Here is an 11,266-nt window from a genome sequence, read left to right as displayed (position 1 = left end):
TTCCCGGCGAAGTGTTAAATTGCTAATTTCACTAACTAACGAATGAATTCATACAGTCTTTGCCCCCTATTATACAGCCGGCCCCGCTTTTTTTTCCTTACCCGCGCCGCCAGGTGTGGAACTTTTCCACCCACTCAAGCAGTTTCTTCGGCGCGTGCTCTTTTTTCCAGACCCCGGCCGCCATCTTGTTCATCTCAGCCAACGTAGGGTAGGTGTGAATGGTGCCGAGAATTTTATTCAGCCCCAGATTATACTTCATCGCCAGCACATACTCGGCGAGCAGATCACCGGCGTGATGACCGACAATGGTCACGCCTAGGATTTTGTCGGTTCCTGGTTTGGTCAGCACTTTGACCCAACCGCGGTCCTCGCTATCGGCTATCGCCCGGTCGAGATCGTCAATACCATAGCGGGTCACCTCAAAGGGGAGATTCTGCTCTTCTGCTTCGGTTTCATTGATTCCCACCCGGGCCACTTCGGCATCGGTAAAGGTCGCCCAGGGGATCACCCGATAATCGACCTTGAAGCTCTTGAAGGTTCCGAACAGGGCGTTGACCGAAGCGTACCAGGCCTGGTGGCTGGCAGTGTGGGTGAACTGATAGGGGCCGGTGACATCCCCGGCGCAGAAGATGTTAGGGAAATTGGTCGCCATTAGCGAATCGACCGCCACCGACCCCTTCTCGCTGAGCCGCACCCCCAGCTCTTCGAGCCCAAAACCGGTCGCATTCGCCTTGCGTCCGACGGCAATCAGCAGGTGCGTAAATTCAATTTCGACTGTTTTGCCGTCATTCTCACAGACCAGAACCTGCCGGCCATCAATCAGTCGCACCTCTTGGGCCGCATGACTGGTTGCTACTTTGATTCCTTCGCTGGCGAATTTCTGTTGGATAAAATCGCCGACCTCCGGATCCTCACGACTCATTATCCGCGGCAGCATCTCGACCTGTGTGACCGCACTGCCGAGGCGGGCAAATGCCTGCGTCAACTCACAACCGATTGGCCCACCGCCAAGCACCACCAGCTTCTCAGGCAGTTCACGCAATTCCCAGAGATTGTCTGAGGTCAGGTAGTCGACCTGCTCCAGCCCTTTGATCGGAGGTACAAACGGCCGGGCGCCGGTCGCGACGATGATGCTGCGGGTGGTCAGCACCCGCCCGTCCACTTCCACCATCCACGGCGAGGTGATCAGCGCCTCGCCCTCGATCACCTCGACACCCAAGTTTGTGTAGCGCTCGACAGAGTCATGCGGTTCGACTTTCCGTACCACCTGATGCACCCGCTCCATCACCGTTGCAAAATCGAACTTGACTTCCGCTCTTTCGAAGCCGAACTCCTGAGCTCGTCTGGCGTAGGAAAGCATCTTGGCACTGCGAATCAACGCCTTGCTCGGCACACAGCCGGTGTTCAGACAGTCGCCCCCCATTTTATGCTTTTCGACCAGCGCCACTTTCGCTTTGACCGCAGCAGCGATGTAGCTGCTGACCAATCCGGCGCTCCCGGCGCCGATCACTACCAGGTTGTACTCATACTGCTGCGGTTTTTGATGACCAGTGTAGACCTTGCGAGCCTGAAAAATGACGAGCGATTTTTTCGCCAGCAGCGGGAAGATGCCGAGCAACACGAACGAAAAGATGAGCCCCGGCGAGAGAATCCCAGCGGCGCTTTCAAGCTGGCCGAGCTGGGTACCGGCATTGACATAAACCACGGTACCAGCAAACATCCCCACCTGACTGACAAAATAAAACAGCGAGGTTTTCAGCGGCGTCAGCCCCATTACCAAGTTGATAACGAAGAAGGGGAAGAGCGGCACCAGCCGCAGCGAAAAGAGATAGAAAGCACCCTCTTTTTCCACCCCCTGATTAATCGCCTGCAGTTTGTCACCGAACTTGCCCTGCACCCAATCGCGCAGCAGAAAGCGGGAAACCAGAAAAGCCAGGGTTGCGCCGATGCTGCTGGCGAAACTGATAACAATCAGCGCCGCCCAGAAGCCGAACAGTGCCCCGCCTGCCAAGGTCATGACCGTAGCCCCCGGCAGCGAAAGTGCCGTCACAAGCACATAGATAAGAAAGTAGATGCCGAGAGCTAACAGGCTATTTTGCTGGTAATATTGATTAAATTCACGCTGCTGACTTTTCAAGTAATCGAGAGTCAGGTACTGTCCAAGATCGAAGGCAAAAAAAACGATGACCAACACGCCCATAACGGTAATCAAGAGGAGCTTCGCAGCGCGATTACTCATTTCCAACTTCTCCTTGACAAGCTTCCGCAAAGTTCGCGGCAAAATGCGGCAAAGACACACCTCAAATGATGTCGAGCAGATAAAGAGACTATTCCGAAAAAGCTATTACCACCATCCGAGTCAGCTATTACAATGGCATAAAAACATGATCATCGGCAAATAACAAAGTCCTGCGAGAACCTTTATGCGCGAAGAAAAATTCGACCCCAAGCAAGTTTATCGTTTCGACCCGAAAACAGGAACGTTCTTCATCGATATTGATCTCGATTTCTACCGAGAACTCTACAGTGAATGGGATTTTTCCCCTCAGCACAATCGCGATCTCGACGAAGACTTGCTCGAATATCTGAGCGATTGCTGTGATGAAATTCCGAACCGGTCCTCCTTGTGCATCAGCATGAGCCTGCCGCAAGCAGCCTACGACCCACAAAAAGAAGAACGTGCCCGCCAAGGATTTTACAATTTTTTCCGCTATCAGGTCCGCCGCGAAAAAAACCGCAGCAGAAGCTATTATGCAAAAATTGCTAAATTCCTGTTTCTCGGCACCCTGCTGCTAATTCTGGCGACCTCACTTGATCACCTGTTAAGCGACATAAAGAACACCGAGATTCTTACCGAAGGTTTGATCATCGGCGCCTGGGTTTCAATCTGGGAAGTTTTTTCGATTATTTTTTTTAAACTTTCAGAGCATCGCCAGAGAATCAATACCTATCGGCGGCTGCAGCAGGCGAAAATTATCTATCGTTACCGGCCTGACCCGCCATAAAACCAGTGCACGAATTTATTCGTATCAAACTGATTTTCCATAAAAGCTGTTGCTTTTTTTCCCGAATTGAAAAATGATACGACGTCATATCTTAAAGTTTCGCTCGATTTTCACACAGGAGGGACCAACGCCGGAATCTCTGGTGAGCAACGACGCCGCCAATCGACAGCACTAATGCAGCCGACTGGGCGGTTTTTTTTTATTTTTCTGTAACTGCAGTTTTCATCACCACATGACAAGGAGGAATTTATGCGAAGATTTCTGACCACCCTGTTGATGACCACTGTCGCCATGATGCTGGCCATTCCGGCCATGGCTGCTGACACCATCAAGATCGGCTTCAACATCCCGCTCACCGGTGACATTCCGGAAGTCGGCGAAGGCTCCAAGAATGCTGCGGAAATGTACCTCGCCGACATCAACGGTGCCGGCGGACTGGACGTTGGCGGCAAGAAGTACAAGCTCGAATTCATCTACATGGATAACGAGTCGAAAGCCGAATCTGCCGTCAACGCCGCCCTGAAACTGATCGAGCAGGAAGAGGTCGTTGCCATCATCGGCCCCAACTCCTCCAAGCAAGCCGTCCCCGCCGGCGGTACCTGCAATGACAATCGCGTCCCGATGATCAGCCCCTGGTCGACCAACCCCGACACCACCAAAGATCGTCCCTGGGTTTTCCGGGCCGCCTTCCTCGACCCCTTCCAGGGTCCGGTGGTGGCTGACTTCGCCGCGAAAAAGTTCGGCGCCAAGACCGCTGCGGTGCTTTTCGATATCTCCAACGACTACTCCAAAGGGCTGGCGGAAATCTTCAAATCCTCTTGGGAAGCGAAAGGCCTTGGCCCGGTCGTCGCCTTCGAATCGCACGGCACCAAGGACCAGGATTTTTCGGCACAACTGACCACGATCATCGCCACCAAGCCTGACTTTATCTTTATCCCTGACAACTACAACCAAGTCGCCCTAATCGTCCAGCAGGCCCGCGACCTCGGCTACAAAGGCCCCTTCATGGGTTCCGATGCCTGGGGCACTCCCGACCTGATCAAGCTCTGCGGCGAACAGTGCTACGGCCAGTACTTCTCGACTCACTACGCTGCTGCCGGTGCAGTCGGTGCAACCAAGGTTTTCATCGACCGCTACATGGAAAAGTACGGAGCTGAGCCGGCTGATTACGCCGCCCTGACCTGGGACTCCATCGGTCTGCTGGTCGAAGGGATCAAGAACGCCGGCAAGGTCGATTCCAACCCGCGCGAGATGCGCCAAGCGATCCGCGACGGCCTATCCGCCATCAAGTCATTTGACGGCATCACCGGCTCGTCCAAATTCGATGAGCAAGGCGACCCGATCAAGTGCGCGGTCATCGTCAAGATCTCCGACGAAGGGAAATTCGTCTTCGAAGAGTCTGTCTGTCCCTAACGCATCAGCATGACACAAACCAGGCGGGAGTCTCCGGGCTCCCGCCTGACTGCGCTTAACGCGGCACGCTCAATGCGACCGCACAATCCCAATGCTTTACCCAAGGAAGATCTTCTGTGGATTTCATTATTCAGAATATCCTGAACGCCTTGCAGTGGGGGAGTTTCTACGCCCTAATTGCGCTTGGTTACACCCTTGTTTATGGGGTGCTGCGCCTGATCAACTTCGCTCATGGCGACATCTTCATGGTCGGCGCCTACATTTCATTCTTTGTCGCAGGTTTTCTCCTCAAGCCGGCGTTGGGGCTCTCGCCGGCTATGACCTTCGTCATCACCGTGCCCTTGACCATGGCGCTGACCTCGATAGTCGGTGTGACCCTGGAGCGGATCGCCTACCGCCCGCTGCGACACAAAGGCGCACATCGACTTTACGTGGTTATCACCGCACTGATGTGCGGCCTGATCCTGGAGTACTCCAACCTTGCGGTGCTCGGCGCCAGCCGGTTGAAGTTTCCCGAACTGCTGGAAAAACAGATCTGGAACCTGGGCGGCATCACACTGACAAACCTGAAGGTTCTGGTCATAGTCACCGCCATTGTGGTGTTTCTATTCCTGCAGTGGGTGGTCACCAAGACCCGGATCGGCATGGCGATGCGCGGCATCTCCTACGATAAGTTCGCCATCCCGCTGATGGGAATTCCGATCGACACCATCATCGTATTCACCTTTATCCTCGGTTCCGCCTTTGCCGGGTTGGCCGGGCTGCTGTTCGCCATGAGCTACCCGGTTTTGGAGCCGTTCATGGGGATGCTGATCGGCTGGAAAGCATTTATTGCAGCAGTGGTCGGCGGCATCGGCGACATCAAAGGGGCGTTCGTCGGTGGTTTCCTGCTCGGCTTCATCGAGGTCGGTGTAGTCACGGTCTTTCCCTCGACTTACCGCGACCTGTTCGCCTTCACCATTTTGCTGTTGATTCTGTGGATGAAACCGACCGGGCTTTTCGGCATGCCGCAGTCTACCAAGATATAGCGGGGAGAGAAACGATGAAGAAATACTCCCTCAACCTATTGCTGGTCGTCTTTGCCGTGCTGCTGCTGGTATCAGCCCATTTCCGCTGGATCGACAACTATATCCAGATCGTTGTCATGACCATCGGCATCAACATTATCATGTCGACTAGCCTGAACCTGGTCAACGGAAACATGGGTGAATTTACCTGCGGCCACGCCGCCTTCATGTGTGTGGGCGCCTATATCTCATCGATTCTCTCGGTGTTCTGCTTCGGCAGCAAGTTCGGTGCTCCGCTGTTCCCAGCAGGATCGGTACTGATCGTTTTCCCGATCATCCTTCTGATCGGCGGAATAATGGCCGCACTCTCATCTCTATTGGTCTCTATTCCCTCGTTCAAAACACGCGACGACTACCTAGCGATCATCTCCATCGCCGTCAACTACATGATTATCTCGGCGCTGGAAAATATGGATTTTATCGGTGGCTCACGCGGTTTTCAGGGGATGAAGGACACCGTCTGGGCAATGATCGATATCTTCGACGGTCCCTGGATGCTGTTCTGGGTGATTTTGTTCACCACATTCACAGTCTGGGTGATCCGGCGCTTCATCACCTCCACCTATGGCAAAGGGGTCAACGCCATCTGCCAGGACGAGGTCGCGGCCGAGATCATGAGCGTCAACACCAACAAGATCAAGATCGTCAACTTCATGGTCGCCGCCGGGCTGGCAGGCTGCGCGGGTGGGCTCTACGCCCACATCATCGGCTACGTCAACCCGCAGTCGTTCAACATCCTTAAATCGACCGAGGCGATGGTGATGGTCTATCTCGGTGGCATGGGCTCCCTTTCCGGTGCCATCATTTCCGCGATCCTGTTCACTGGGCTGCTGGAAGTACTCCGTTCGCAGGCGATCATTGATGGGCTGGTCTCACCGCTTACCTTCATGTTTCCCGACTGGGAGCCTTCGGCGGGTGTTATCAAGTGGGTGTTGATTCCGCTGCTCCTTGTCATTCTGATGCAGTTCCGCCCCGAAGGGATCATGGGCAACCGTGAGCTGAGCGATGTCTTTCCCCGGCTGAAAAAGTTCTACAGGTTCAAATGATGACACAAGCACAAATACAAACAGATACCACACCGGTCCTTGAAATCAGCGGTTTGACCCAACGCTTCGGCGGGTTGACCGCCGTCAACGACTTCAACGTCAAGCTGATGCCGGGCGAGCTCTCCGGACTGATCGGGCCCAACGGTGCCGGTAAAACCACGGTCTTCAACCTGGTCAGCGGCTTCTACCAACCGACCGAGGGGAAGATTCTGATCGATGGCGTACCGACCGCCGGACTGCGTCCCCACAAAGTCACCTCACTCGGCGTGGCACGTACCTTCCAGAACATCCGCCTCTGGAACGACATGACCGTACTCGACAACATCCGCGTCGCCCAACACTACCGACTCGGTTACGGCTTTTTCCACAGCGTGATACGCAACAGACGCTATAAGCAAAGGGAAACGGAAATTGAACAGGAAGCGAACGAACTGCTCGAAGTTTTCGACCTGCAGCGTTACACCGAAGAATTCCCGAAGAACCTCCCCTACGGAACCCAGCGCAAACTTGAGATCGCCCGCGCCCTGTCGAGCCACCCGAAATTGCTGCTGCTCGACGAACCGGCCGCCGGACTCAACTCGGCTGACGTCAAGGAACTGATCCGGCTGGTGCGCTGGATTCACGAAAAATTCGATGTCACCATCTGGATGATCGAACATCACATGGACGTGATGATGGAGCTATGCAACCAGATCAAGGTGATCGACTTCGGTGAAACCATCGCCGAAGGCAACCCGGACGATATCCGTAACAACCAGGCGGTCATTACTGCCTATCTGGGAGATGATAATATCTGATGCTTCTGCAAGTCGAAAATCTCGAAGTCAAGTACGGTAATATTCAGGCGCTGCATGGAATCAGCTTTCATGTCAACGAAGGAGAGATAGTCACCCTGATCGGCGCCAACGGCGCCGGCAAGACCACCAGCCTCTACACCATCGCCCGGCTGCCTCCTCCTGAAGCTCCGCGCATCGTCGGCGGCGACATCAAATTTCAGGGGAAATCGATTCTCAAGACCCGCCCCTCCGACGTGGTGAAAAAACTCCATCTCGCTCTCTCGCCGGAAGGACGACGGATCTTCGGCAACCTGTCGGTTATGGAAAACCTGAAGTTGGCGACCTACTCCCGCGAAAAAGGCGCCGATCTCGAATCGGAATACAAACGGGTTTTCGACCTGTTCCCGCGCCTGAAAGAACGTCGCAACCAGCGCAGCGAATCGCTCAGTGGTGGCGAGCAGCAGATGCTCGCCGTCGGTCGCGCACTGATGACCGGCTGTAAAATCCTGCTGCTCGATGAGCCGTCGATGGGCCTCGCCCCGGTGCTCAAGTACGAACTATTCCGCAAACTGAAGCAGCTCAACGAAGAAGGAATGACCATCCTGCTGGTCGAGCAGAACGCCAACCTGGCACTGCACTTGGCCCATCGTGGCTACGTTTTGGACACTGGCAACATTGTTGCCGAGGGAACCAGTGCGGAGCTGTTAGGCAATCCGGAAGTGAAAAAAGCCTACCTCGGTGGGTAGGCTTTATGTGAAAAGTCCTCGCACTCTGTGAGGGCCTAACATTTATTCCTGTTGTAGCGGAGCCAGAAGAAACTGCAGCCGCGCGCCCTGAACCGAATCCTTTTCGAGTAGCTCCCTCGCCAATGACTCTACAACTTGCCAGACCTGCTTATTAGCAAACCACTGCTGTAATTTCTGCATCACATTCAAGCCAACCAGCTGGATACGCGCTTCACTTTGCAGAACTTGCCAGGCCTGCTGGTGCCAGTCGGCTAAATCGCTGATCGCCACCAGCGGTTCCTCCTCCGGGTCACTCATTGCCTGATAGCGTTCTTCGGCAGCAATCCCCGCGAGCGTCACCAAACCGAACTCGTACAGGCCCAAAACCATCTCCCGGTCAATGGATGCATCCCCCACTGCCGGAACTCCGCGCCAGGTCCCGCCGTGTTCGCTGGCAAGGGAGACATGGGCAACCTCAAAGCGACCGCGACCAACCAGAGCCTGTGCTACGGCATGTCCTGCCTGATGTATAGCGACACGACTTTTTTCCGGGACTCTATTTTCCACAGTCATTTCTGACTCCTTGTCAGGGACGCTTCGAAGTTGCCAAACAAAAAAGAACCACGAAGAGAAAGCTCTCAACGCAGGCGTCTTTGCCACTTGATGAAATCACAACGCTGTGACGGGAAAGAGAGGGCTATATCCTGGTAGCACGCCCCTCAACGAATCGGGGTCGGGTTGCAAATCATGTCGGGCTTGTCGCTCGGCCGACCGCAAGTAAAGCATTGAAACTGAAGATTACGGTCCATCTCGTCGCACATCTTGCTGATATGCTCCGGGCCGGAACCGCAATACTCCTTCCTCGATTGCATCTGTTCAGGCTCACAAAGGTGATCCATCTCATCCGAAATCACGCCACACGTCATGCACTTGTAACTTTCCATCATAATGAATCCTTTCCATAGCTGTTGTGAAAGAGAGAATTATAACTGTTTCGGTAATCATTATAGCATCGGCTTCATTTCCAGCAAGAGTCTACGGAAAAAAGTCAAAAGCGAGCTTGCAGGATAGTGTTTGCGCTTGCCTTGTTAATTCGCTAATGAATCCAATCTGTTGACATCATTTGGAGGGGATGATAAGGAACATTTATTCAGAAAATTAAGGCCACCGACTGCATTTGCAGCGGTGGCTTTTTATTTAAAGGCTCTAGACTAGCAGAAAAGCTCTGATAGTCTGGAAATATGTAAAATAACCTTAAAAACCAACCCGACACACTTCCGACCGGGGAGCCATCGCCATGAATAGAACAACCTTCTGCGTCATCTTCTGCATTCTGCTGCTCCTGCTTTTTCCAGGTCGGCAGAGCCCTGCAGAGCCGCTCGATATGGGTGACAGCTTTCCGGAAATACAACTTCCCGCACCACAATCGGCAAAGCAGCGCGCCTACCTCGGCTTGCCGGACCAACAACCTTTTACCCTAAAACAGGTAACCGGCAAGGTGGTACTGGTCGAGATGCTCAATGTCCTGTGCCCCCACTGTCGAAAGCAGACCAAACCGTACAACCAGCTTTACCGAATGATCGAAGCCGATCCGGAAACCCGCGGCCGGATCAAAATGCTCGGAGTCGCCGTTGCCAACAGCCCCGAACAGATTGAGGATTTCGTCGATATCTATGACGTGCTCTTCCCGGTGGTGGCCGATCGCAGCTTTAAACTGCACCGTGCCCTGCGCGCCGGGCCGACGCCATTCAGCCTTTATGTGCTGCGTGACAAGCCGGGCGGAACCAGCATCATCGCCGGCACCCAACTGGGAGAAGACTACAAGATGGACGATCTCTTCAGCTACCTAAAAGAGATGCTCAGCATGCCGATCAGTGAATTCAGCGTTCCCCGGGAAAAAACCGAACTGGTTGCAGAGAAATTGCACCCACCGCAGGCAGATGGGGAGATTGCCCAAATGATCGAGCAGAGTTTCGCCGCCCAAGGGGAGCAGCTTAGCGATTTTCGCAGGCTGGAACTGGAAAGCGGCCGCTGGGTTTACACCGCCACAGTGACGCGCAACGGCAAGCGCCAACCGTTGTTCGCCGAAGTGGCCAACCGTTCCGCAATCTGCGACATCTGCCACAGCGTGCATTTCTACTATCTATTCGACCGAACCGGTCTCATCCTCGACTTTGTGCCGTTGCACCTGACCAAATACGGAAACGTCGAATGGAACCTGCTGGAGGTCTACAACTTCCGAAAGCGGGTGATCGGCAAACACCTAGCTGGAAACTGGCAATTCGATCCAACTATCGATGCCGTCACCAGCGCCACCATGACCTCGGCGATTATTTTCGATAATTTTGATCAGGGACGTGTGTTGCTGGAGGAATTGCAGAAGGAGAAGCTATTGGGGCCGTAAGCAAAGGCTCCCGCTCTCCCTAGATAACCTTATCGATTAGGCATAGAAAATAAAGCCTTTCCCTGCGGCCAGTATGGATACTAGGCCGCAGGGAACGCAGAGGATCAACCGGTTTCGTCATATTCGCAGCTTAAATCTTCATCGGTCAGCAGCCCGGAGCACTCCGGGCAGACCATCTGCCCGTTATCTTCGCGCTTAAGCAATTCATCTTCTGCCCAAAGACGACCACATTGTTCACAAGGAGCCTCTATCATAAAAAACCTCCTTTGTCTGTTTTCTTTATTCTACACCGAATCAAAAATAGATCACCAGTTCGGCTAACAAAAAGAGGCCAGACATCGAATGGTGTCTGGCCCAGATACTTTTCTGCACGCCAATATTAGTCGGGTTATTTGAGATATGAACAGCAATAATCGGCCAATACACTGATTTTGAGTTGAAACTTTGAGTTGGCCGGCACTTCGAACGATTCTCCTGCCTTGACATCCTGCCACTGGTCATTGCCGGGCAACAACACCTGCAGTTCGCCACTGAGAATCTCCATCAACTCGGCAGCATCGGTGCCGAATTCATACTCGCCCGGCAACATAATGCCAAGAGTTCTTCTGGATCCGTCCGTAAATTTGATGGTTCGACTGGTCACCTTGCCATCAAAGTAAATATTGGCGGCTTTGACCACGGTCACGTTGCTAAATTCAGACATAATAGTTTCCTCCTGAAAATGAATTTTTGCAGTTATCGGTGTTTTGTCGTTTACAGGCAAGAAGTTTTTGCACCCTGTCTTCACCCAGATAATTCCACAATCAGGTGAATACGGTTTGTTCTTAAAT

General features: G+C 53.5%; 12 protein-coding genes. 7 read left to right on the top strand and 5 right to left on the bottom strand.

Annotated features, from left to right (window positions below):
• Positions 1 to 97 precede the first annotated feature (97 nt).
• Positions 98 to 2,239, bottom strand: a complete 2,142-nt coding sequence (locus tag Q7J88_RS02725; protein WP_303720621.1) for an FAD-dependent oxidoreductase — start codon at positions 2,237 to 2,239, stop codon at positions 98 to 100.
• Positions 2,240 to 2,423: 184 nt separating this feature from the next.
• Here Q7J88_RS02725 and Q7J88_RS02720 point away from each other — a divergent pair, with 184 nt between their 5' ends.
• The 6 genes from Q7J88_RS02720 (at position 2,424) to Q7J88_RS02695 (ending at position 8,053) form a co-directional block, all read left to right on the top strand.
• Positions 2,424 to 3,005, top strand: coding sequence for a hypothetical protein (locus tag Q7J88_RS02720; RefSeq protein ID WP_303720620.1), 582 nt, complete (start codon positions 2,424 to 2,426; stop codon positions 3,003 to 3,005).
• Positions 3,006 to 3,254: 249 nt separating this feature from the next.
• Positions 3,255 to 4,418 (top strand): ABC transporter substrate-binding protein, encoded by a 1,164-nt coding sequence (locus Q7J88_RS02715; RefSeq protein WP_303720619.1) that lies wholly within the window; start codon positions 3,255 to 3,257, stop codon positions 4,416 to 4,418.
• A 116-nt stretch (positions 4,419 to 4,534) separates the two neighbouring features.
• Complete coding sequence (locus Q7J88_RS02710; protein ID WP_303720618.1) at positions 4,535 to 5,446, top strand: branched-chain amino acid ABC transporter permease; 912 nt, start codon at positions 4,535 to 4,537, stop codon at positions 5,444 to 5,446.
• A gap of 14 nt (positions 5,447 to 5,460) precedes the next feature.
• The gene (locus Q7J88_RS02705) at positions 5,461 to 6,531 is read left to right on the top strand and encodes a branched-chain amino acid ABC transporter permease (RefSeq protein ID WP_303720617.1); all 1,071 of its coding nucleotides are present in this window, start codon (positions 5,461 to 5,463) and stop codon (positions 6,529 to 6,531) included.
• The gene (locus tag Q7J88_RS02700; protein WP_303720616.1) at positions 6,528 to 7,328 is read left to right on the top strand and encodes an ABC transporter ATP-binding protein; all 801 of its coding nucleotides are present in this window, start codon (positions 6,528 to 6,530) and stop codon (positions 7,326 to 7,328) included. The genes Q7J88_RS02705 and Q7J88_RS02700 overlap by 4 nt, the downstream gene beginning before the upstream one ends.
• The gene (locus tag Q7J88_RS02695; protein WP_303720615.1) at positions 7,328 to 8,053 is read left to right on the top strand and encodes an ABC transporter ATP-binding protein; all 726 of its coding nucleotides are present in this window, start codon (positions 7,328 to 7,330) and stop codon (positions 8,051 to 8,053) included. Before Q7J88_RS02700 ends, Q7J88_RS02695 begins: the two co-directional genes overlap by 1 nt.
• 42 nt (positions 8,054 to 8,095) lie before the next feature.
• Here the strand turns inward: Q7J88_RS02695 and Q7J88_RS02690 are convergent, their stop codons facing one another.
• A complete protein-coding gene (locus Q7J88_RS02690) occupies positions 8,096 to 8,605 on the bottom strand; it encodes a hypothetical protein (RefSeq protein ID WP_303720614.1) in 510 nt (169 codons plus the stop codon).
• A 146-nt stretch (positions 8,606 to 8,751) separates the two neighbouring features.
• Positions 8,752 to 8,979 (bottom strand): hypothetical protein, encoded by a 228-nt coding sequence (locus Q7J88_RS02685; RefSeq protein ID WP_303720613.1) that lies wholly within the window; start codon positions 8,977 to 8,979, stop codon positions 8,752 to 8,754.
• A 350-nt stretch (positions 8,980 to 9,329) separates the two neighbouring features.
• Here Q7J88_RS02685 and Q7J88_RS02680 point away from each other — a divergent pair, with 350 nt between their 5' ends.
• Positions 9,330 to 10,436, top strand: a complete 1,107-nt coding sequence (locus Q7J88_RS02680; RefSeq protein ID WP_303720612.1) for a TlpA disulfide reductase family protein — start codon at positions 9,330 to 9,332, stop codon at positions 10,434 to 10,436.
• Between the two features lie 104 nt (positions 10,437 to 10,540).
• On the opposite strand, the gene Q7J88_RS02675 is transcribed toward Q7J88_RS02680, so the two are convergent.
• On the bottom strand, positions 10,541 to 10,690 hold the full coding sequence (locus Q7J88_RS02675) for a hypothetical protein (protein WP_303720611.1): 150 nt from the start codon (positions 10,688 to 10,690) through the stop codon (positions 10,541 to 10,543).
• A 134-nt stretch (positions 10,691 to 10,824) separates the two neighbouring features.
• Entirely contained in the window at positions 10,825 to 11,139 is a 315-nt protein-coding gene (locus Q7J88_RS02670) for a pyrimidine/purine nucleoside phosphorylase (protein ID WP_303720610.1), read from the bottom strand.
• Positions 11,140 to 11,266 lie beyond the last annotated feature (127 nt).

The sequence above is a fragment of the Malonomonas rubra genome, assembly GCF_003247215.1.
GTDB classification, from domain to species: domain Bacteria; phylum Desulfobacterota; class Desulfuromonadia; order Desulfuromonadales; family Geopsychrobacteraceae; genus Malonomonas; species Malonomonas rubra_A.
This window is presented reverse-complemented; position numbering and strand designations above follow the sequence as displayed.